Below are 21708 nucleotides of genomic sequence, written 5' to 3'. Positions count from 1 at the left end.
CGACCGCGGGACGGTTGCCGTAGGTAGGACTAGGCGGCGGCGATCCAGAGCACGGCGCCGTCGCGCCAGCCCAGACCGGCCCTACCCTCAGGGATCGGCTCCTCGTGCCGCGGGCGGACGACGCGCATCCGCTTACCCGCAAGCTCCACGATGTAGACGATGTCGGCGCCGCGGTAGACGTGCGCGACGACCTCGACGCTCACCGGGGCATCCGCACCCACGACGGGGGAGAGGCGCAGGTCCTCCTGGCGGAGCACCACTTCTCCCGCTCCATCGGGACCGGCGCCGGTCATCGGCACCCGGATCGTGGTGCCGTCGAGGGTGGCCACCGCTCCGGAACGGGTCGCCGGAAGCAGGTTCGCCGCGCCGATGAAGTCGGCGGCGAAGGGGGTGCGGGGAGCGCCGTAGAGCTCGGCGGGTGCGCCCTCCTGCTCGATCACGCCGGCGTTCATGAGCACGATGCGGTCGGAGAGGCTCATCGCCTCCTCCTGGTCGTGCGTGACGAACACGGTCGTGAGCCCGAGCGTGCGGTGCAGTTCCTTCAGCTCGACCTGCATGTCCTCACGCAGACGGGCGTCGAGGTTCGACAACGGCTCGTCGAGCAGCAGTACGCGGGGCTCGAACGCGATGGCACGGGCCAGAGCGACGCGCTGCTGCTGTCCGCCCGAGAGCTGCGCAGGCATCCGATCGGCGAGGTGGCCCATCTGCACGCGCTCCAGCGCCCGCACGGCGAGCTCCTTCTGCTCGGCCTTCGACTTCTCGCCGGACATCCGCAGGCCGAAGCGCACGTTCTCGGCGACGCTCATGTGCGGGAAGAGCGCATAGCTCTGGAACATCATGCCGAGGTGCCGCTTCTCGGGCGGGAGCTTGGTCACATCTTGCCCCGCGATCTCGATCGTGCCGCTCGTCGGCGACTCGAGGCCCGCGATGCAACGCAGCAGCGTCGTCTTCCCGCACCCCGAGGGGCCGAGCAGGGAAACGAACTCTCCGGACTGCATGGAGAGATCGATGCCCTTGAGCACCGAGGTCCCCTTGAAGTCCTTGGTGAGTGAGGTGATGGTGAGTGTTGTCATCAGACGAACAACCTTCCCAGGCCGATGATGCGTTCGAGCACGATCATGAGGACGACGGTGAGCAGGACCATCAGGGTCGAGACGGCCGCCACGGTGGGCGACGTGCTGAACTCCAGCTGGCCGTAGATGGCGATGGGCAGCGTCTCCAGCTGCGGGGTGCGCAGGAAGAGGGCGATGACCGCATCGTCGAACGAGATGTTGAAGGCGAAGAAGGCGCCGGCCGCGATACCGGGACGGGCGATGGGGAGCACGACCAGGCGATAGCGATTCCAGGTGCTGGCGCCGAGGGTGCGCGCCGCCTCTTCCGTGAAGTGGTCGGCGCGGGTCATCACCCCGGTCACGGTGCGCATGACGTAGGGGATGGCGATCACCACATGGATCGCGATCAGCACACCCACGTTCGGCGCCCCGATCGTGAGGGACGAGATGGACAGCGCCCCGATCGCGAGGATGATCGTGGGGATCGTCAGCGGCGACATCAGCAGACCCTGGATGGCGGCACCGCCGGGAACATTGAAGCGCGTGAGCGCGAGCGCAGCCGCGGTGCCGATGGAGGCGGCGACGATCGCGACCGTGACGCCGACCAGCAGGCTCAATCGGAACGGCTCGAGGTAGGTGTCGGAGGTGAGCGCCTCGACGTACCAGTCGAGGGTGAAGCCCTGACCGGGGAACGTCAGGAAGCGGTTCTCTCCGATGGAGGCACCGGCGACCACCATGAGCGGCACGAGCATGTAGAGCGTCACGACGACGCCGAGGATGATGGCGAGGACCCTGCCGAGGATCGGAACGGAACGGACCATGGTCACACCTTCTGCTTCCCGAGTCGGGACGTGGCCGCGAGCACGAGCATGACCCCGGCGAACAGCAGCACGGCCTGCGCGGCCGCGAACGACCAGTCGAGGTTGGTGGTCGCATCGATGTAGATCGTCTGGGCGAACACCGGGATCTGCGCTCCGCCGATGAAGCGCGGGGTGATGAACGAGCTCACCGAGAGGACGAACACGAGCGAGGCGCCGGCCACGATGCCGGGGATCGCGAGGGGGAGGACGACGTGCCACAGCGTGCGCCAGAACCCGGCACCGAGGGTGCGTGCGGCTTCTTCGAGCTGCGGGCGGATACCCGAGATCACGCCGAGGATGCTGAGCACCGCGAACGGCAGGAGCACCTGGACCATCGCGATCACGACGCCGGTCTCGGTGCCGAGGAAGCCCTGTGTGCCCCCCACGAGGAACTCGGCCCCGGGGATCTTCATCAGCAGCCCTGACGGGCCCATCAGGACCACCCAGCCGAACGTGCGGACCACGACGCTGGTCATGAGGGGCAGGATGACGACGATCAGCAGGAAGGAGCGCACCTTCGAGCCGGCGCGTGCCATGACGTAGGACAGCGGGATGGCGATGATCAGCGTGATCACCGTCTGGATCACCCCCAGGCGGAGCGAACGGAGCGCCGCCTGGAGGTGATATTCACTCGTGAACAACCGGGTGAAGTTGTCGAGGGTGAACCCGCCTGCCGACGACTGCACGCTCATGAGGAGCATGCCGGCCACCGGGGTGACGAAGGCGAGCGCGAGCAGCACGATCGCCGGCAGGAGCAGGAGCCAGGGCTCCCTACGGGTTCGCACACTCATTTGGTGATCAGCGCATTCCACTCATCGGTCCAGGCCGGTCGCGAAGCCGCGACGTCGCCGGGAGCGTAGACGACCACCGTCTCGAGCTCGTCGCCCGTCAGCACGTTGTCAGCGGCTTCGTCGGAGAGCTCGGTCTTGGTGTTGACCGGCGAGTACCGCATGTTCTCCGCGAAGACGGCCTGCGCTTCGGGGCGCAGTTCGAAATCGATGAAGAGCTTCGCGAGGTCGGGGTTGTCCCGGCCTTCGACCACGTTCGCCGTGATGAGAGAGGCGGTGACGCCCTCTTCCGGGACGATGAACTCCACCGGAAGGCCCGCGTCCTGCAGCGTGCCGGCGTAGTCCATCGCGTACGGTGCGAGCCACGTGTCGCGCTGTGCGAACGCGGTCTGCAGATCGGGCGAGGTCGGGACGACGATCGCGTCACCCGACGACGCCAGCGCACCCAGGTCGGTGATCGCCTGCGAGGTGTCGTCGATCCCGCCGCCGAGGGCGTCCGCGACACGGAGCATCGAGAGCACGCCGTACGTGTTCGAGAAGTCCGTGAGTGCGACGTGACCGGCGTAGGCCTCGTCGAACAGGTCGAGCCACGAGGTGGGCGCAGGAGCGTCGGCCTCGGTGTTGTAGACGAGTCCGATCGGTGCGAGCTGGATGACCGGGCCTTCACCGCGCTCGAGCCCGGCGGTCGCCAGGTCGATCAGGTCGCCGGTCTCGGAGAGGTCATCCGCGGCGATCGGGGCGATGAGCCCCTGCTCCGCAGCGGTGAATTCCTGCCCGCCGGAGAAGTGCACGACATCGATCTGCGGGCTCGCCTTCTGGGCGGTGACCTGCGCGAGGGCGTCGGCGCTGTACAGCGTGATCAGCTCGACCTTGGCGCCGGTCTCCTCCTCGAAGGGATCGACGACGGCCTCGATGAAGGCCTTCTCCCAGTCGCCGCCGAACGACGTGACCACGATGGTCTCGCCGGCGAACTCCTTGTCGCCGCCCGACGCTGCGGTGTCGTCACCGGTCGAGCATCCGGCGAGGACGAGGGCACCGGTGGCGACGAGCGCTCCGGCGGTGAGGATTCTTCGGGTATTCATGCACTGCTCCTTCGGGATGGGTCCAGCACTGAGTGAACGCCTTAGACCAGGCGTCCGATGGTGAGCTGCTTCGCTCCGTCGATGCGGATGGCCGCGCTCTCCTTGGCGAACTCGGCGAGTCCTTCGGTGATGCCGCCCCAGATGTTGACGGGTGTCCATCCGAGCGGGCCGAGAGTACGGGCACCACGATCGTAGAAGACGCCGATCTCGTACCACTCGAACGGCAGGCCGCCCATCTGCATGGGACGCTGCCAGTACCACTGCAGGTCACCCGGCGCCGGCACGACCTGCTGGTTCTCGAACGGTACCTTCTCGGGGTCGAAGTTCTGCGCCTCCTCGGGAAGGCCGACCATGACCTCGGGGCCCGCGTACATGGCGTGCATCGCCTGCATGGTGACCGGCTTCTCCAGCGCACCCCACATGGCCTCGCACGTGCGAGGGGCGAGGTCCTCGAACAGGGTGGCGACGGCGCGGACGCCGTTCTCGTACTCGAGGAAGACCTGCTTGGTCATCGTGTTCCTTTCTCTGCCGCGGGGTGTTCCGCTGCTCTTTCACGGGCGGCCGAGACGAACGCCGCGAACAGCGGCATCTCCTCTGCGGCCTCATCGGGGGCGATCATCTTCTCGGGGTGCCACTGCACAGCCCAGAACGGCCAGTCGCCGTCGGCCTCCACTGCTTCGACGATCCCGTCCGGTGCCCAGGCGACCGGGCGGAGGCCGGGTGCGGGGGCGTCGATCGACTGGTGGTGGATGGTGTTCACGGTCCGCTGTCGGGTGCCGTAGAGCGAGGCGAGGCGACTGTCCTCGGCGAGGAGGACCGGGTGCCGCGCCGCGAGCTGCTGGTCGGCGCCGCGCACCGGCTCGTGGTGCTCGGTGGCCGGGATGTCGACGAGGAGTGTGCCCCCGAAGGCGATGTTGCTCACCTGGAGCCCGCGGCAGATCGCCAGGACGGGGATCCCCCGGCGCCGAGCACCGAGTGCGAGCGCGATCTCATAGCCGTCGCGGGAGGGGTCGTAGTTCTTCCCCTCCTGCGGCTCGGCACCGTAGCGGGAGGGGTGCACGTCCTCGCCACCGGAGAGCACGAGCCCGTCGAGGCGGTCGAGCACCTCGTCGACCCCCGCCGTGGGAGGCAGCAGCACGACCGCACCGCCGGCCGCCTCGACGGGAGAGGCGTACTCGGTGCCGAGGGTGTGCGCCGGGCGACCGCTGCCCAGGTCGGTGTCGATGGAACGGCGCCAGGTGGTGATGCCGATGAACGGGCGGGTCACGAGAGCTCGATCCACGTGGTCTTCAGGTCGGTGAACTTCTCGAGGGCGTGCAGGCTCTTGTCCCGTCCGAAGCCCGACCCCTTGACGCCGCCGAAGGGGATCGTCATGTCGCCCTCCTCGAAGCAGTTGACCCAGACCACGCCAGCCCGGAGCCGCCGAGAGAGGGTGTGGACGGCGTTCAGATCGTTGCTCCAGAGCGCCGCGGCGAGGCCGTACTCGGTGCCGTTGGCGATGGCGAGCGCGTCTTCCACGTCGTCGTAGGCGATGACCGAGAGCACGGGTCCGAAGACCTCGCGCCGGGCCACCTCGTGCGCGGGCGTGACGCCGAGCACGACGGGGGCGAAGTAGCTGCCGCCGTCGACGGCCTGGAATCGCTCGGCCCTGCCGGCGGCCAGCTCCGCGCCCTCGGCCTGGGCGCGCTCGACGAAGCCCGCGATGCCCGCGAGCTGCTTCTCGCTCACGATCGCCCCCATCGAGGTGGACACGTCGAACGGGTCGGCGGGAAGGCTCGTGCGGGCGACCTCGGCGGCGATCTCCAGGGCGCGGTCGCGCTGGGAACGCGGTACGAGCAGCCGAGAGGATGCCGTGCACATCTGGCCCTGGTTGTAGAAGCAGCCGTCCGCGGTGGCGCGGACAGCACGCTCGAGATCGGCGTCCGGCAGCACCAGGCTCGCGGTCTTGCCGCCGAGCTCGGGCCAGACGCGCTTGCCGTTCGACGCGGCCGAGTAGCCGAGGAACATGCGGCCGACCTCGGGTGAGCCGGTGAAGGTGACGACGTCGACGTCGTGGTGCTCGCCGAGTGCGCGACCGGCGACCTGCCCGGTGCCCGGTGTGACGTTGAGCACACCGGCGGGGATGCCGGCCGCGTGGGCGAGCTCGGCCAACCGGAGTGCGGAGAAGGTCGTGTGCTCCGCAGGCTTGAGCACCACGCTGTTGCCGACCGCGAGTGCCGGGGCGAGCTTCCAGGCGGTCATGGTCAGGGGGAAGTTCCACGGCACGACGGCCGCGACGACGCCGGCCGGTTCGCGGGTGACGAGCGCGAGGCTGTTCGGGGCGGTGACGGGCATCTCGTCGAGCACCTTGTCTGCCGCCTCGCCGTACCAGCGGAAGCAGTTGACGACGGCGCGGAGCTCGGTCTGCAGCGCCTCGCGCACGGGCTTGCCCATCTCGAGGGAGATCGTGAGGGCGAGTTCTTCGGCGTTGTCGTGGATCTTCTGCGCGAAGGCGATCAGCAGCTGGCCACGCTCCCTGGGGGCGATGCGCGACCAGGCGCCCGAGTCGAAGGCCGTGCGAGCCGACCGGACGGCGCGGTCGACGTCGGCGACGGATGCGGTGCTGATCGGCGGAAGGGCACGACCGTCACGGGGGCTCACCGGGATGAGGGGTGCAGCCGAGCCCTCCTCCCACACGCCGTCGATGAACATGCGCGTGCGCAGGGGCAGGGTCGCGACGCGATCCGCCCAATCGTCTCCAGTAGCCGTGAACACGGTGATCCTCTCCAGGGGTGATGGCCCTGGAGAGGATACTTGCTCTATTTCGCCACTAGGTCAAGCTGCTAAGAACGATCTCGCCATTTCGTTACATGTCAGTAACAGAATCAGACTACAAGCGGATCGCGCCGGTCGGCATATCGTTGGCCAGCGCTTCGGGTGCCTCATCGACGATCAGCGATCCGCGCAGCACCGGAGTGATGACCACCAGCGACTCCACGACTTCGAGGCCCTCGTGACCGGCCACCGCCGGGCCCGTGAGGAAGTCGTAGAACTCATCGGCGTCCTTCACGAGCACGTTCGCGAGCAGCTGTGAGGTGCCCGTGGTGGCGGCGATGAACTTGACCTCGGGCGCGGCCGCCAGAGCCGTGCCGACCTTCTCGAGGCGCGCCATCGGCACCCGAAGCCACACGAGCGCCTCGAGGCCCAGTCCGAACAGACTCGGCACGACCTCGGTGCGCGGATGCATGAGGCCTCGACGGCTCAAGGACTCCATGCGACGCCGCGTGGTCGTCACGTTCAGACCCAGGGAGCGGGCGAGCTGAGCCACCGGCATCCGCCCGTCCTTGAGCAGCAGTCGGATGAGGGCCTCCTCGTCCTCACTCAGGGAGTCGGCGGGATCGACCTCGGAGCCGGAGGACTCGTCGAGCATGCGGGCCTGCTCGTCGCTGAGAACCCCTGCACGCCAGTCGTGCCCCGACCGGAAGAACTTCAGCACCGTCGTGACATTGATCGAGTCGATGCCCTCGAGCTCGGGGAAGTCGGTGAACAGCAGCTCGCGGATCGAGGCGTCATCGTGAGGGAGCAGCATCCCGGCGATGTCGCTGCTGCCCTCGAGCACCGAGACCGAGGAGGCATCCGCACGCCGGGCCAGGGTGCGCGCGACCTGCCACAGCGCGTGGGGTTCCGTCGTGATGCGGAAGAGCACTGCGCGGGCATGGAGAACGCGGGCGGGATCGACGTATGTGGAGACCCGCACCAGTCCGCGGTCGAGCAGCCGTTGCCCTCGCCGGGCGACCGTGCGCTCGGGCAGGTCGACCACGCGGGCGATCTCACCCCACGACGCGCGGCCGTTCACCTGCAGAGCCGCGGCGACGATCCGATCGGTCTCGTCGGCCATCACATCGTTCGCGGGCACGTGCTCTCCTTCACCGGGGACTCGGTGGAAGGTTATCTCAGTCGGCGGTGCCGTCGCGTGGCGGGGAGGGCTGGGTGGCTGGGGGGGGCTGGGGCGGAAACGGAGACGATCCGAGCAGCGCAGGGCGTGTCGCGGAGCGAGGCGCCGGGTGCAAGCCCATGGATCTGGGTTTTCGCCGGCTTCAGCGGCTGGGAGAGGGGCGCCGCCCAGGGTCGAGGCCCGGGCGACGCCCCCTCTCGGACTACTCCGCCTCGGTCGTGTCCACCGTGGCGTGCCGGCGACGGCGGCGCATCGCGAACAGGCCGAGGCCCGCGGCGAGGAGCACGACGGCAGCGGCGATGTAGGGAAGGCTGTCGGCTCCCGTGGTGGCGAGGTCGCCGCCGGTGGAGCCGCCGTTACCTGCGGATCCGCCGTTACCCGCGGAACCGCCGTTACCCGGTGTTGTCGCTCCGCCACCGGACGCGGCCGTGACGCTCAGAGCTGCAGTGGCCTCGGTGCCGTCGGGCTGGATCACGGCGAGCGTGTGCGCACCGGCCGGAGTGTTCGCCGGGATGGTCACCGTGCGCTGGAACGAGCCGTCCGCACCGGCGGTCGCCGTGCCCAGCTGCACCGGGTCGGAACGCAGCTCGAGCCGCAGCTGAGCGCCCTCTGCGAAGCCGCTGCCCGTCACCGTGACCGTGCCACCGGCCTGCACGGATGCCGCGCCGAGTTCGACCTTCGCCGGAGCCTCGGGCTCGGGGGTGACCGGAGGTGTGACGCCGGCCTCGGTCACCCACTTCTCGCCCGCATCCGACTTGGTCACCGTGAACGTGTCGTAGACGGCACCGACGGGGAGGTCCGTCGTGGCGTCCGGCTGCTTCTCGGCCAGGTACGACCGGTAGACCAGCTGATTCTTCGAGACGTCGATCACCTGGTAGGTCGTCACGCCCTGACCGCGCAGCACCTGGGTGGCGCCGTTGTTGGTCCAGACGTTCTTCTCCGGCGTCTCCAGGTCGTAGTGCTTCGCGCCCGAGTTCGAGACGACGTAGACCGGGCCCGTGGTGAGGCCGGGGGTCTCGGTCGCGTCGGTGTTCACGTATCCGCGGGCGTACGTGTGGTCGTGTCCCATGAGAACCAGGTCGATGTCGTTGCGCTGGAAGACCGGCAGCCACTCGGCGCGGAGGATGGGCTCATCGCGCCCGGCCGAGGCCGAGAACACGGGCTGGTGGAACGTGACGACGTTCCACTTCGACGGGCTGTTCTGCAGCAGCAGGTCGAGCCATGCACCCTGGAAGCGCGTCCACAGGGTGCCGATCTGCGACGAGGGGCACTCCGCCCCCGTGCACGACGGGAGGCCGGCCGGGGTGAGGAACGTCGTGTCGCGAGTGGCGTTCAGGGTGATGAAACGCACGCCCTGGTAGTCGGTGTAGTACGCGGTCTCTGCGGCGAACGAGCTCCAGTGGTCGAAGAACGCGCGGTACTGCTGCGCGACCTCGGAGTCGCCCTTCGCCAGGTTCGCGAGTTCGCCGATGGAGCTGGTCGACGGGTTGTTGCGCGGGTACTCGAACGCCGCCTTCCACGCCGTGAGCAGCTTGTCGCCGGAGTACTCGTGGTTGCCGGGGGCGGCCATCACGTTCGTACGGACGGCCGAATCCTTCATGCCCTTGAACCAGTTGACCCACTCGTTCTCGTTGCTCGACGTGTTGATCAGGTCACCCGCGTGCACGGAGCCGATCGAGCGGGGAGCCTGCGCCTCGGCCTGCTTCACGACGCTCGGCCACGTGGTGTCCAGACCGATCTGGGCGTCGCCGTAGTAGATGAACTGGAAGTCGGTCGCGGACGGATCCGCGGTGCGGAAGGTGAACCAGTCGCTCCAGCTTCCGGGCAGGCCGACGCGGTAGCGGTACTCGGTGGCAGCGGTGAGACCCGTCACCGTCGCCGAGAAGTGCTTGTTCGGGTTGCCGTTCACGACACCCGCGTCGTACGCGTCGACCGTGCGGGTCTCTCCGCCGGCGGACGGGGCGATCTCGACCTGTCCGACCGTGTGCGAGGCGTCGCCTGCGAGCCAGGAGAACGACTGCGAGACGGCCGGCTGTTCGGTCGGGGTGAGGATGACGCGCGTCGGCGGCGCGACGACGGGGGTACCCGGTGCGGAGGCCTTCACGAGGGTCAACGCGGACATGTCGAAGAAGATGTCGGAGCTGGTCGCGCGGTCCTGGAAAAGCGACACCGCGATCGTGTTGGTGCCGTCGTGCAGGAGGGTTCCCTCGGCGCTGAACGTGCTCGTGAGCGGGTCGCCGTTGCCATCGCCCGCGTACTCGACGTTGGTGGTGTCGGTGATCCTGCCGTCGACGTAGCGGGCCACCTCCTGGCCGTTGATCCACACGATGATGGCGTCGTCGTAGGTGATGGTGCTCTGCAGGGCGGCGACCTGCTCGGCGACGCCTGCCTCGAGCTCGAACGTCGTGCGGAAGAAGTAGGTCGGCACGGTCGGGGCCGCCGTGCCGTCGAGGTAGTGGTTGAGCAGGGTCTTGGGCGTCTGCGGGCCGACCGGTGCGAGCTTCCCGCCCTTGGCGCCGAACGAGCCCGGAGCCGTCTTCCACGCGCTGTCGTCGTAGGCAGGCAAGGTCCAGTCGCGGAGGGCTGCGGGTGCGGGAGACGGGTCGGATCCGTCGTCGAGGTAGTGCCAGGCGGTGTCGCCGGTGATCAGTGAGCCCGTCGGCACTTCGGGGTCGGGGGCGGCAAGAGCCGCGGGGGCGACGACGGCGCCGCCGAGCAGGGCGAGGAGCGCGACGGACGTCAGTCCGCGACGCCGCCACCGCACCGCAGGGGTGGGGGAGGTCATGTCAGTCCTTCGAGGTGGGGTTCCGTGCTCAGCCGCACGGGGCCCCTCCACCCCATCGAAGCGGGATGACCGGGCGCTGACCTCCTGGCGACAGGAAGGTGAACTCCGTTCACGATGTCGCCCGGCCGAAACGGAGACCGACTGCGCGGGGAGCGGCGTGTCGAGGGATGGCGCGCCGGCGCGCGGACGGATGGTCTGGGTTTTCGCCGGGGCGGGAGACGGCCCCGGCGCGGACGGCTCGCCCCGGTACGCTGGAACCCATGCTCAACATGGCTGACGGCCTCGCTCGTCTCGGTGCGCTCGCCGAGAACCCGGTCGTCCGCACCCTGGCGACTGCCTTCGACGAAGCGGGCTTCGACCTCGCGGTCGTCGGCGGTCCGGTGCGTGATGCCCTGCTCGGCCGTGACACGCACGATCTCGATTTCACGACGAACGCGTCCCCCGACGACATCCTGGCCATCGTCACGCCCATCTCCACCGCGCAGTGGGACATCGGTCGCGCGTTCGGCACGATCGGCGCACGCGTGCAGCGTGAACAGGTCGAGATCACGACCTATCGCGCGGACAGCTACGACGGTGTGACCCGCAAGCCCACCGTGGAGTTCGGCGACACCATCGATGGCGACCTCGTGCGCCGCGACTTCACCGTGAACGCCATGGCGCTGCAGGTGCCGTCCGTGAAGCTCGTCGACCCGACCGGCGGGGTGGAAGACCTCATCGCCGGCGTCCTGCGCACGCCGGCGGATCCTCGGGTGTCGTTCGGCGACGACCCGCTCCGGATGCTGCGCGCCGCTCGCTTCAGCGCCCAGCTCGGCTTCCAGGTCGAGGAGGCGACGGCCGCGGCGATCACCGAGCTGCGCGAGACGCTGAAGATCGTCAGCCCCGAGCGCGTCCAGTCCGAGCTGGTGCGCCTCATGCAGACCGACGACCCGGTGCGCGGCATCCGCGTGCTGGTGGACACCGGGCTGATCGACGAGTTCCTCCCCGAGGTCACCGAGCTGCGCCTCGAAGTCGACGAGCACCACCACCACAAGGATGTCTACGAGCACTCGCTGACCGTGCTCGCCCAGGCCATCGAGCTCGAGCACTCCCGTCATCCCGGAGCCGTACCGGATGTGCCGCTGCGCATCGCCGCGCTGCTGCACGACATCGGCAAGCCGCGCACGCGCAAGCTCGAGGCCGGGGGCGTCGTCACGTTCCACCACCACGACGTCGTGGGTGCGCGGATGGCGCGCAAGCGGCTGCAGGCGCTGCGTTTCGACACCGAGACCACGAACGCCGTGGCCACGCTCATCGAGCTGCACCTGCGCTTCTTCGGCTACGCCGAGGGGGCGTGGACGGACGCAGCCGTGCGCCGCTACGTGCGCGACGCCGGCGACCTGCTGGAACGCCTGCACATCCTCACCCGTGCCGACGTGACCACACGGAACAAGCGCAAGGCCGGCCGTCTCGCGAGCGCGTATGACGACATCGAGTCGCGCATCGCCGCGCTCCGCGAGCAGGAGGAGCTCGACGCGATCCGCCCGGAGCTCGATGGCAACCGCATCCAGCAGGTGCTCGGGATCGGACCAGGCCGCGAGGTCGGCGAGGCCTATCGGTTCCTGCTCGACCTGCGCCTGGACGAGGGCGTGCTCGGGGCGGATGTCGCCGAACAGCGCCTGCGCGAGTGGTGGGCTGCGCGCGACTGATCGCGCGCGGTGGCCGCGCTCGGTGGCCGCGCTCGGTGGCCGCGCTCGGTGGCCGCACTGTGGTGGCCGAACTGTGGCGGCTCAGACCAGGGGCGAGGTCACGATCGCTGCACTGTCGGGCGGCAGCGTCACGAGCGAGTCCTCCCGACGGAACCCCGACGTGGAAAGCAGCACCCTGGTGCGGGCTCCCACGTCGAACGCCTGCGACGTCGATGCGAGGTTGACCACCACGGAGAGGTCTCCGCGGTCGATGCGGTAGACCCGCCGTTCGGGCGTGCCGTCGGTCTCTCGGACCTCCACCGCGGTGTGCGTGGAGTCGGGGTCGGTGAGGCCGGGCCACTCTCTTCGCAGCGTCACGAGGTCGCGGTACAGGTCGAGCATCCGCGCGTGCTCCGGATCGTCGAGCTCGCTCCAGTCGAGGTGGGAGCGGGCGAACGTGTCGGGGTCCTGTGGGTCGGGCACCGCATCCGGATCCCACCCCATGCGGGCGAACTCGGCGGTCCGCCCCTCGGCGACGGCGCGGCCGAGCTCGGGTTCGGGGTGCGAGGTGAAGAACTGCCAGGGGGTGGACGCACCCCACTCCTCGCCCATGAAGAGCATCGGAGTGCCGGGGGCGGTGAGGGTCAGGACCGCAGCGACGGCCAGGCGATCCGGAGAGAGGGTGGCGGAGAGGCGGTCGCCTGCCGCGCGGTTGCCCACCTGATCGTGGTCCTGCGCGAAGGTCACGAGTCGCCACGTCGGCACTTCGGGTGGGATCGGCGCGCCGTGGGGACGTCCGCGGAAGGACGAGAACGTGCCGTCATGGAAGAACCCGTGCTCGGTCACCTTCGCCAGGGCATTCTCCGCGGCGAAGTCGGCGTAGTAGCCGCCGGTCTCCCCCGTGAGGGCCACATGGACGGCGTGGTGCCAGTCGTCTGACCACTGCGCGGTCAGGCCGTAGCCACCGGCCTCACGGGGCAGGATGAGCGTCGGATCGTTGAGGTCGGACTCGGCGATCAGGGCGAGCGGACGATCGAGCTGCACCGACAGCGCGTCGACGCGTTCGGCGAGTTCGCGGAGGATGTGCACAGGGCTCTGATCGTGCAGAGCATGCACCGCATCGAGACGCAGCCCGTCGACATGGAAGTCCTGCAACCACATCAGGGCGTTGTCGATGATGTAGTCGCGCACGGCCGGTTCGTCGAGGTTGACCGAGTCGCCCCACGCCGTGCTCTCGCCCTCGCGCAGGTAGGGGCCGAACAGGGGCAGGTAGTTGCCGCTCGGACCGAGGTGGTTGTAGACCACGTCCTGCACCACGGCGAGCCCGTGCGCGTGCGCGGCATCCACGAACCGCTGGTACGCGGCAGGGCCCCCGTACGCCTCGTGCACCGCGTACCAGAGCACTCCGTCGTAGCCCCAGTTCCAGCGCCCGTTGAAGGCGTTGACCGGAAGCAGCTCGACGTGTGTCACCCCCAGGTCCGCCAGGTGAGGCAGGCGCGTGATCGCGGCGTCGAGCGTCCCCTCCGGCGTGAACGTGCCGAGGTGCAGTTCGTAGACCAGGCCTCCGGCGAGCTGCCGTCCCGCCCATCCCGCATCGCTCCAGGCGAAGTCGCCGACGTCGAGCGCCGCGGATGCCGCGTGCACACCGTCGGGCTGTCGGCGAGAGCGCGGATCCGGCCGCAGCTCGGGATCGTCGTCGAGGAGGAACCCGTAGCGTTCGCCGGTTTCGAGCTCGTCGCCGGCTCGCCACCATCCGCCTGACGTCGGATCGAGATCGGTCTGCGTCGTGCTGCCGTGTCGAGAGGTTCGTCTCAGCCGCACCCTGCTCGCCTTCGGTGCCCAGACCTCGATCATCGATACCCCGCCGTCATCGATACCCGCCGTCACCGTCGTGCCGTCATCGAGCACACGGATTTCATCGGGCGAGCTCGAGCAGAGCCACCGGATACGTGTTCAGCAGCTCGGCCAGCCGGACCGGCCCCGGTCCGATGCGTCGGCCGGTCAGCAGGTCGGTGGCGGGGAGGTCGGGGCGCATCATGACAGTGTCGCCCCATCCTCCGCGGCGCGCCAGCCCCATCGGAAGACGGGTGGCCACGACGGTGATCCCTCCGCGATGAGCCGCGACAGCGTGGTCGGCTGCCGCGCCCTCGACGACAGCGGGACGGTAGAACCGGAACAGCTCGGGGTTGTCTCGACGGGCGCGCAGTGCTCGCGACGTGACGAGCAGCTTCGCCCGCGCAGAGTCGTCGACGGCGGGGAGGATGCCCCGCGCGACCTCCGCGTCGAGCTCCGCGAGCATCCGCCTCCGCAGCTCGAAGTCGACCGGTCGACGGTTGTCGGGGTCGACGAGGGAGAGGTCCCACAGCTCCGTGCCCTGATACACGTCGGGGACGCCGGGCGCGGTGAGCTGCAGCAGCTTCGCGGAGAGCGAGTTGGAGCGGCCGGACACCAGGATCTCGCCCACGAAGCGTTCCAGGATCGGGGCGGCTTTGCCCTCGAGCGCCTGCGCGATCGTCGCGAGGCCCTCCTCGAACCGCGCATCCGGATGCTGCCAGGTCGTGGCCTCCGCGGCCTCGCGTGCCGCCTTGGTCGCATAGGCGAGGAAACGCTCGGAGGAGAGGGGCCACGCACCGACCGCCGCCTGCCAGAGGAGGGCATCCAGCGGACCGTGGCCGGTGGTCGCGATGGTGCGGAGTTCACCCAGCACCTCGGCCCAGCGCTCGGGGATCTCGGAGAGGACCGACAGTCGGGCGCGCACATCCTCCGAGCGCTTCGTGTCGTGCGTCGACAGCGTGGTCATCGAGTGCGGCCAGGCGCCGAGCCTGGCGTTCTGCCGCCGATGGAAGTCGTCGACCGTCACGGCGGGGATCGCGGGGTCGGCGCCCACCTCGGTGAGCGTTCCCAGTCGGGTCAAGCGGTAGAACGCGGTGTCCTCGACGCCCTTCGCCATCACCGCTCCGGTTACCTGAGGGAAGCGCTGCGCGACCTCGAGTCGGGGGTCGGACAGCAGCGGCTCGAGCTCGGCGAAGGCCGCCGAGAGGTCGGGGCGGCGTCGACGGGCCTCGGTGAACGCGACGCGCAGATGCTCGCGCCCCTCGGGGAGGTACGAGCGATAGACCGGGAAGCACGCCACGAGTTCAGCCAGGGCGTCATCGGCGTGCACGATCCCGTGGGGCAGAGTGCGCACGAGCCGGCGCACCTCCGCCTGCAGCAGCCCGTCGGCGATCATGCGCTTGGTGTCGTGGATCAGGTCAGGCCAGGCGGGGGCGGCCGGGAGCCCGGTCTCCGCACGCAGCCTCTCGTCGAGACTGTCGAGAGCGTCGACTCCCGCACGGTCGACGAAGAGCCGATCGATGTCGGCGAGAGCGTCGTATCCGGTCGTTCCCTCGGTGCGCCACCACGCGGGCAGGGCTTCGCCCGGTTCGAGGATCTTCTCGACCAGCGTGTACGCCCGCCCCGTCGCGTCAGCCAGGCGCTCCAGATATCCGGTCGGATCGACGAGCCCGTCGGGGTGATCGACACGCAATCCGTCCGCGAGCCCGCTGCGGATCCATCGGATGATCTCGCGATGCGACTCCGCGAAGACGTCCGGCAGCTCGACTCGGAGGCCGGCGAGCTCGGAGACGGCGAAGAACCGTCTGTAGTTGAGATCGGTGTTCTGCTCCTCCCAGTAGCGGAGGTCGTAATGCTGGGCGGCGAGCAGTGCGGGAAGGTCGTCGGCCAGCTGCGCCGTGCCGGGGGCGAGCGGCAGCACGTGCTCGAAGTACGTCAGTACCCCGTCGGGCGCGTCGGGTGCCGGGGTCGTGTCGACGGCGAAGAGGCGCTCGGTGATCGCCTGTTCCGGTGATGAGCCCAGGATCGGCAGGATCAGACGCCCACCGCCGGCCGCCCAGTCGATGTCGAAGGCCGCCGCGACACGGGTCTCCCTCCCCAGACGCAGCACCTCCCACCACCAGGCGTTCTGGCGTGGGGCACCGACTCCCATGTGGTTGGGCACGATGTCGGCGAGGATCCCGAGCCCTGCGGCCCGAGCGGCGGCGGCGAAGCGCTCGAGTCCTTCCTCGCCTCCACGCTCGGGGTCGACGCGTCCGTGGTCGACCACGTCGTAACCGTGGTTCGAGCCGCTGACCGCCGCGAGCACGGGGGAGAGGTACGCCCAGGAGACGCCGAGGTCGGCGAGGTAATCGGTCACCCCTGCCGCGGAGTCGAGGGGGAAATCGGCGGTGATCTGCAATCGGTAGGTGGAGAGCGGACGCAGGGTCACGACGCCGCCTGCCCGCTCTGGGCGCGGAGGGAGGCGTCGACCGAGTCGTCGGCGGCTTCCGGCACTCCGTCGATCTCCTGCAGCACGAGGGTCGCCTTGCCGTCGAGCGGGATGCCGTCCCCGGGCTCCAGCGCGCGATCCGCGGCCAGTTCGCCTGCGGTGTCGACGACGATCCGCCATTGCGCACCGTGGCGCTCGTCGGGGATGACGAGGTCGATCGGCTCGTCGCCGCTGTTGAAGTAGACGAGGAAGTTCACGTCGGTGACGGGGCGCCCTCGCGAATCGTTCTCGCGGATGCCCTGTCCGTTGAGGAACATCCCCACGGAGCGCCCGAATCCGGAATCCCAGTCCTCCGGTGCCATCGGTCGGCCATCGGGGCGCAGCCAGACGACGTCGGGGATGCGGTCGTCGTCGGAGCGGCCGGGGCGACCGTCGAAGAAGCGGCTGCGGCGGAAGGTGGGATGCTCACGGCGGAGTCGGGCCACGGCGGCGGTGAACTCGACGAGGGGCAGGTCGGCCGCCTCCCAGTCGATCCAAGTGAGCTCGTTGTCCTGCGCGTAGCCGTTGTTGTTGCCGTGCTGCGTGCGGCCGAGCTCGTCGCCGTGGGAGATCATCGGCACGCCCTGCGAGAGCAGCAGCGTGGCGAGGAAGTTCCGCTGCTGACGCGCGCGGCGCCGGTTGATGTCGATGTCGTCGGTCGGTCCCTCCGCGCCCATGTTGTCGGAGCGGTTGTGGGATTCGCCGTCGTTGTTGTCCTCGCCGTTCGCCTCGTTGTGCTTCTCGTTGTACGAGACGAGGTCGCGCAGGGTGAAGCCGTCGTGCGCAGTGACGAAGTTGATCGAGGCGACGGGTCGTCGGCCGGAGTGCTCGTACAGGTCGGCGGACCCGGTGAGGCGGGAGGCGAACTCGCCGAGTGCCTGCGGCTCACCGCGCCAGAAGTCGCGCACGGTGTCTCGGTACTTGCCGTTCCACTCTGTCCACTGCGGCGGGAAGTTGCCCACCTGGTAGCCCCCGGGGCCGATGTCCCACGGCTCGGCGATGAGCTTCACCTGGGAGACGATCGGATCCTGCTGCACGAGCTCGAAGAACGCCGCGAGGCGGTCGACGTCGTAGAACTCGCGGGCGAGGGTCGCCGCGAGGTCGAAGCGGAACCCGTCGACGTGCATCTCGGTCACCCAATAGCGCAGCGAGTCCATCAGCAGCTGCAGGGCATGCGGGTTGCCCGCGTTCAGACTGTTGCCCGTGCCGGTGTAGTCCGTGTAGTAGCGCTTGTCCTCTTCGAGTCGGTAGTACGCCTCGTTGTCGATACCGCGCATCGAGAGCGTCGGGCCGAGGTGGTTGCCCTCCGCGGTGTGGTTGTAGACCACGTCGAGGATGACCTCGATCCCGGCCTCGTGCAGGGTGCGCACCATCGCCCGGAACTCCTGCACCTGCTGGCCGTGCTCGCCCGTCGCGGAGTAGGTGTTGTGCGGGGCGAAGAACCCCAGGGTGTTGTAGCCCCAGTAATTCGACAGCCCCTTCTCCTCGAGCACGGAGTCGTCGACGAACTGGTGCACGGGCATGAGCTCCAGCGCCGTGATGCCGAGGCGCTGGAGGTGCTCGACGACGGCGGGGTGGGCGATGCCGGCGTAGGTGCCTCGGAGCTCTTCGGGGATGTCGGGATGCCGCTGGGTGAGCCCCTTCACGTGCGCCTCGTAGATCACGGTCTCGGCATAGGGGGTCTTCAGCGGTCGATCACCCGCCCATTCGAAGAAGGGATTGACCACGACGCTCTTGACCATCGCGGCCGCGGAGTCGTCGTCGTTGCGCGAGTCGGGGTCTCCGAAGTCGTAGCCGAAGAGGGGCTGGCCCCAGTCCATCCGCCCGGCCACGGCCCTGGCGTACGGGTCGAGCAGCAGCTTGTTCGCGTTGAATCGCTGCCCCTGGGCGGGGTCGTACGGTCCGTGCACGCGGTAGCCGTAGAGCTGCCCCGGCTGCACCGTGGGAAGGTAGCCGTGCCAGACGAACGCGTCCACCTCGGTGAGGGGCACGCGGGTCTCCGTGCCGTCCTCATCGAACAGGCACAGCTCGACGCGCTCGGCGCCTTCGCTGAAGAGGGCGAAGTTCGTCCCCTGACCGTCGAAGGTCGCCCCGAGCGGATATGCGGTTCCGGGCCAGATCTCGCCGCTCATCCGGCGACGGTGTGGTTGCGGGTGCCGGCTGCCATGGCATCGACGATACTCACTGCACGCTCGAAATCGTAGACCTGCGCGACCTCCACCGAGCGGGGATACGGGTGGCCCAGATAGCAGACGAAAAGCGGTGGCACGACGTCGATGTAGCCGACGGGACGATCGTGGCTGACGACGTAGCGGTCGAAGCCGACGCGCTCGCACACGGCTTCGACCGCGGGCCGGTGAGCCGGGCTGTCGGCGGGGTGCGCGGAGGCGTGGCGGGCAGAGCCAGTGGGGGTGGGGGTTCGGACGTTCATGGCGCCTCCTGACTCGTGGGGTGCTCCCACGCTAGGAACCAGACCGCCCTTCGGGAACACCGTTGCCAGGGCGGCGAGGAGGAGGTATGGCGCGTCCTTCTCCTCGCCGTCCGGGCGTCAGGTCTCGGCGGGATATCAGCTCTCGTGGGGGCGGCGTTGCAGTTCCGTGACGACGACGCCCGAGTCGTAGGCGACCGTCTGCACCGCATCGAACCGCTCGGGACGGTAAGAGCGCTCACGGAAGAGCGGGATGCCCGCCCCGAAGAGCAGCGGCTGCCGCTTCAGCACGAGTCGATCGATCTCGTCTGCGAGGGTTGCCGCGAGTGCGCCGCCGCCGCACAGCCAGATCGCTGCTCCCTCCTCCTGCTTCAGGCGTCGCACCACCGACACGGGGTTCTCCGCTGTCACTTCGAGGTTCTCGCCGTCCGCTGTCCTCGTACTGCTGAACACGATCTGGCGGAGGTGTCGATAGGGACTCGACAGCCCGCCCACGGCGTAGGTGTTCCACCCCATGAGGACGGTGTCGAACATCTCGCGCCGCTGCGGAACCCCGAGGGCTTCGGCGGCGACGGTCGGCAGCGTGTCGGCGAAGCGGGCATTGATGCCGTCCATGTGGTCGCCCTCGATGAGGAACGCGTCGAATTCACCGTTCGGACCGGCGATGTACCCGTCGAGGCTGACGGCGGCGTAGTACACGAGCTCTCGCATGGTTCTCCAATCACTACATCTGTAGCGGTTACAGTACAACAGGCGTAGTGATTGCGCTAGGGTTCCTTCCATGGTGAAGAACGACTCGCGACGACGGACCATCGCGGATGCGGGACTCGCCGTGCTCGCACGCGAAGGATCACGGGGGCTCACGCACCGAGCCGTCGACGTCGCCGCTCAGGTCCCGATCGGCACGACGTCGAACTACTTCCGCAGCAGGGACGCCCTGATCGAAGGACTGGTCGAGCGGATCGGGGAGCGTCTCGCACCGAGCGCCGATGATCTCGAACGCCGCGCGAAGGCCGAGCCGGGACCCGCGCTCTTCGCCGACTACCTCCGCGACATCGTGCGACGCCTGACCGACGATCGGGACGTGACGCTCGCGCTGTTCGAGCTGCGGCTCGAGGGCGGTCGGCGGCCCGAGGTCGCAGCCGTCCTCGGTGCGTGGCAGCGCGCCGGGTTCGACGCCGACGTGGCTTTCAACACCGCGGCGGGACTCCCGGGAGGACGCCGCGAGATCGCCCTGTTCCACTATGCGATCGATGGACTCCTGCTCGACAGGCTCACGACGCCCATCGATCAGGAGACCTCCACCGACGACGTCATCGACGACCTGGTCGCCGGGCTCCTCCGCTGACCCGACGGGGTGTTCCCTCGGGGGCGCGCTGCTCGTACACTGAGGCAACGCACGCTCTCGACGATCGGAGACCGCTGTGTCTGCGCCGTGGCAGGTATCCCGCGAGTCGCTTCCCCCGACATCGCGACTTCTCATCGAGCGTGCGCACGAGGAGCTGCTCGCCGGGAACCTCGAAGACCGGCGTCTGCAGGAGGTGCGGCCACTCGTCCGGGAGTCGTGGGAGCGGGCATGGCGCAGTCGCGTCGGCCCCGAGGACGCTCCTCCTCTCGATCTCGTGAGCGACGAGCTGGACGCCTATCGGCTGGCGCATCCGCTCGCCTCCGTCATGGACATGATCCGTGCCCTCCTGCTGCCCGGCGAGGCTCAGGATGCCGGTGTCGTCATCGCCGTCGGCGACCAGGCGGGCCGTCTGCTGTGGATCGAGGGCGACAGGCAGCTGCGGTCGCTCACCGACGACATGGGCTTCGTCGCGGGAGCGAACTGGTCGGAGGATGCCGTCGGCACCAGCGCACCCGGAACCGCTCTGGTGCTCGGACAGTCCGTGCAGATCCGCGGCGCGGAGCACTACAACCGTCTCGTGCACCCCTGGTCCTGTACCGCGGCTCCCGTCCGCGACCCGGAGACGCACCGCGTGCTCGGGGTCATCGACATCACCGGGGGAGCGGAGGTCGTCTCGCTGCAGGCACGGCTGCTCGTGGATGCGACAGCCCGCGCCGTGGAGTCGGAGCTGATGGTGGCGCGTCTGCGGGCGCGCAGTGAGGCGCACCGGCCTCGCGCGTCGGCTGCGAAGTCCCGGGTGCTGGCAACGGCGCGGGCGACACTCCACGTGCTCGGACGCGATCGGGCCCGGTTGGAGACGGAGTCGGACCACGAAGAGTCCGTGATCGAGCTCAGCGCCCGTCATGCCGCGATCCTGCTGATGCTCGGCGTGCACCGACAGGGACTCTCGGCCGAGCGCCTGTGCGAGCTCGTGTACGGACCGGGCGTCTCGCCCGACACGCTCCGCCCCGAGATGGTCCGGCTGCGGAAGGTGCTCGAGCGCACGGCTCCCGACCTCGTGCCGGAGTCGCGACCGTACCGCCTTCCCGTCACCCTCGACACCGATGCGCACGACGTTCTGTCGCTGCTGGACCGAGGTGCCCACAGGGTGGCGCTCACCGCCTACCGAGGACCGGTGCTGCCCGAGTCGACGTCGCCGGGTGTGGAGGAATTCCGCGAGGCGGTGCGCGCGGCGCTGCGGGAGGCGATGCTGTCCGAGGCGAGTCTCGACGTGCTGCTCTCCTATGCGGAGATCCCCGAGGGCCAGGGTGACGCCGAAGCCCTCCGCCTCGCGCTGGAGATGCTCCCCGCCCGGTCGCCGAAGCGCGCGGGACTGGTCGCGCGGATCGAGCGTCTCGAGGCCTGAGGCTCTGCAACCGGTCGCAACGTTGCGCATCGGGTCGCAACGTCGGTCGACCTAGC

The 21708-nt window shown here is 69.2% G+C and carries 17 protein-coding genes; 3 read left to right on the top strand and 14 right to left on the bottom strand.

Annotated elements, in window-relative coordinates; genetic code table 11:
• Positions 1-29 precede the first annotated feature (29 nt).
• From FFS56_RS07150 to FFS56_RS07110, 9 genes are all read right to left on the bottom strand, one after another.
• On the bottom strand, positions 30-1073 hold the full coding sequence (locus FFS56_RS07150; RefSeq protein ID WP_046748491.1) for an ABC transporter ATP-binding protein: 1044 nt from the start codon (positions 1071-1073) through the stop codon (positions 30-32).
• Entirely contained in the window at positions 1073-1873 is an 801-nt protein-coding gene (locus tag FFS56_RS07145) for an ABC transporter permease (protein WP_233437352.1), read from the bottom strand. The genes FFS56_RS07150 and FFS56_RS07145 overlap by 1 nt, the downstream gene beginning before the upstream one ends.
• 2 nt (positions 1874-1875) lie before the next feature.
• On the bottom strand, positions 1876-2703 hold the full coding sequence (locus FFS56_RS07140) for an ABC transporter permease (protein ID WP_046748493.1): 828 nt from the start codon (positions 2701-2703) through the stop codon (positions 1876-1878).
• Positions 2700-3782, bottom strand: coding sequence for an ABC transporter substrate-binding protein (locus FFS56_RS07135; protein WP_046748494.1), 1083 nt, complete (start codon positions 3780-3782; stop codon positions 2700-2702). The genes FFS56_RS07140 and FFS56_RS07135 overlap by 4 nt, the downstream gene beginning before the upstream one ends.
• A 41-nt stretch (positions 3783-3823) precedes the next feature.
• Positions 3824-4294 (bottom strand): DUF3830 family protein, encoded by a 471-nt coding sequence (locus FFS56_RS07130; protein ID WP_017829890.1) that lies wholly within the window; start codon positions 4292-4294, stop codon positions 3824-3826.
• Entirely contained in the window at positions 4291-5049 is a 759-nt protein-coding gene (locus FFS56_RS07125) for a gamma-glutamyl-gamma-aminobutyrate hydrolase family protein (protein WP_058630969.1), read from the bottom strand. Before FFS56_RS07125 ends, FFS56_RS07130 begins: the two co-directional genes overlap by 4 nt.
• Positions 5046-6536, bottom strand: coding sequence for an aldehyde dehydrogenase family protein (locus FFS56_RS07120; protein WP_127012892.1), 1491 nt, complete (start codon positions 6534-6536; stop codon positions 5046-5048). Before FFS56_RS07120 ends, FFS56_RS07125 begins: the two co-directional genes overlap by 4 nt.
• A 115-nt stretch (positions 6537-6651) precedes the next feature.
• Positions 6652-7677 (bottom strand): Lrp/AsnC family transcriptional regulator, encoded by a 1026-nt coding sequence (locus tag FFS56_RS07115; protein WP_046748496.1) that lies wholly within the window; start codon positions 7675-7677, stop codon positions 6652-6654.
• A 241-nt stretch (positions 7678-7918) separates the two neighbouring features.
• Positions 7919-10501 (bottom strand): fibronectin type III domain-containing protein, encoded by a 2583-nt coding sequence (locus FFS56_RS07110; protein WP_127012891.1) that lies wholly within the window; start codon positions 10499-10501, stop codon positions 7919-7921.
• A gap of 260 nt (positions 10502-10761) precedes the next feature.
• Here FFS56_RS07110 and FFS56_RS07105 point away from each other — a divergent pair, with 260 nt between their 5' ends.
• The gene (locus FFS56_RS07105) at positions 10762-12189 is read left to right on the top strand and encodes a CCA tRNA nucleotidyltransferase (RefSeq protein ID WP_127012890.1); all 1428 of its coding nucleotides are present in this window, start codon (positions 10762-10764) and stop codon (positions 12187-12189) included.
• Positions 12190-12270: 81 nt separating this feature from the next.
• Here FFS56_RS07105 and treZ read toward each other — a convergent pair whose 3' ends face one another.
• From treZ to FFS56_RS07080, 5 genes are all read right to left on the bottom strand, one after another.
• The gene (treZ, locus tag FFS56_RS07100) at positions 12271-14022 is read right to left on the bottom strand and encodes a malto-oligosyltrehalose trehalohydrolase (RefSeq protein ID WP_127013035.1); all 1752 of its coding nucleotides are present in this window, start codon (positions 14020-14022) and stop codon (positions 12271-12273) included.
• 61 nt (positions 14023-14083) lie between these two features.
• A complete protein-coding gene (gene treY / locus FFS56_RS07095; protein ID WP_127012889.1) occupies positions 14084-16432 on the bottom strand; it encodes a malto-oligosyltrehalose synthase in 2349 nt (782 codons plus the stop codon).
• The gene (gene glgX / locus FFS56_RS07090; RefSeq protein WP_127012888.1) at positions 16429-18603 is read right to left on the bottom strand and encodes a glycogen debranching protein GlgX; all 2175 of its coding nucleotides are present in this window, start codon (positions 18601-18603) and stop codon (positions 16429-16431) included. Before glgX ends, treY begins: the two co-directional genes overlap by 4 nt.
• Positions 18600-18902 (bottom strand): hypothetical protein, encoded by a 303-nt coding sequence (locus FFS56_RS07085; protein ID WP_046748502.1) that lies wholly within the window; start codon positions 18900-18902, stop codon positions 18600-18602. Before FFS56_RS07085 ends, glgX begins: the two co-directional genes overlap by 4 nt.
• Positions 18903-19037: 135 nt before the next feature.
• Positions 19038-19610: a dihydrofolate reductase family protein gene (locus FFS56_RS07080; RefSeq protein ID WP_046748503.1), complete on the bottom strand. Its 573-nt coding sequence runs from the start codon at positions 19608-19610 to the stop codon at positions 19038-19040.
• 70 nt (positions 19611-19680) lie between these two features.
• Between FFS56_RS07080 and FFS56_RS07075 the strand changes: the two genes are divergently transcribed.
• Positions 19681-20247 (top strand): TetR/AcrR family transcriptional regulator, encoded by a 567-nt coding sequence (locus tag FFS56_RS07075; RefSeq protein ID WP_046748504.1) that lies wholly within the window; start codon positions 19681-19683, stop codon positions 20245-20247.
• Between the two features lie 76 nt (positions 20248-20323).
• Positions 20324-21652 (top strand): transcriptional regulator, encoded by a 1329-nt coding sequence (locus FFS56_RS07070; protein WP_127012887.1) that lies wholly within the window; start codon positions 20324-20326, stop codon positions 21650-21652.
• Positions 21653-21708 lie beyond the last annotated feature (56 nt).

Origin of the sequence: Microbacterium sp. Beta, from assembly GCF_005502545.1 — a bacterium.
Classification (GTDB): Bacteria; Actinomycetota; Actinomycetes; order Actinomycetales; family Microbacteriaceae; genus Microbacterium; species Microbacterium oxydans.
The sequence above is the reverse complement of the archived record's forward strand: the minus strand, read 5'-3'. Positions and strand labels throughout refer to the sequence as shown.

Coding starts and splice junctions, on each gene's coding strand:
- FFS56_RS07150 (WP_046748491.1), bottom strand. CDS start 1,073: ATGACAACACTCACCATCACCTCACTCACCAAGGACTTCAAGGGGACC.
- FFS56_RS07145 (WP_233437352.1), bottom strand. CDS start 1,873: ATGGTCCGTTCCGTTCCGATCCTCGGCAGGGTCCTCGCCATCATCCTC.
- FFS56_RS07140 (WP_046748493.1), bottom strand. CDS start 2,703: ATGAGTGTGCGAACCCGTAGGGAGCCCTGGCTCCTGCTCCTGCCGGCG.
- FFS56_RS07135 (WP_046748494.1), bottom strand. CDS start 3,782: ATGAATACCCGAAGAATCCTCACCGCCGGAGCGCTCGTCGCCACCGGT.
- FFS56_RS07130 (WP_017829890.1), bottom strand. CDS start 4,294: ATGACCAAGCAGGTCTTCCTCGAGTACGAGAACGGCGTCCGCGCCGTC.
- FFS56_RS07110 (WP_127012891.1), bottom strand. CDS start 10,501: ATGACCTCCCCCACCCCTGCGGTGCGGTGGCGGCGTCGCGGACTGACG.
- FFS56_RS07105 (WP_127012890.1), top strand. CDS start 10,762: ATGCTCAACATGGCTGACGGCCTCGCTCGTCTCGGTGCGCTCGCCGAG.
- treZ (WP_127013035.1), bottom strand. CDS start 14,022: ATGATCGAGGTCTGGGCACCGAAGGCGAGCAGGGTGCGGCTGAGACGA.
- glgX (WP_127012888.1), bottom strand. CDS start 18,603: ATGAGCGGCGAGATCTGGCCCGGAACCGCATATCCGCTCGGGGCGACC.
- FFS56_RS07085 (WP_046748502.1), bottom strand. CDS start 18,902: ATGAACGTCCGAACCCCCACCCCCACTGGCTCTGCCCGCCACGCCTCC.
- FFS56_RS07080 (WP_046748503.1), bottom strand. CDS start 19,610: ATGCGAGAGCTCGTGTACTACGCCGCCGTCAGCCTCGACGGGTACATC.
- FFS56_RS07075 (WP_046748504.1), top strand. CDS start 19,681: ATGGTGAAGAACGACTCGCGACGACGGACCATCGCGGATGCGGGACTC.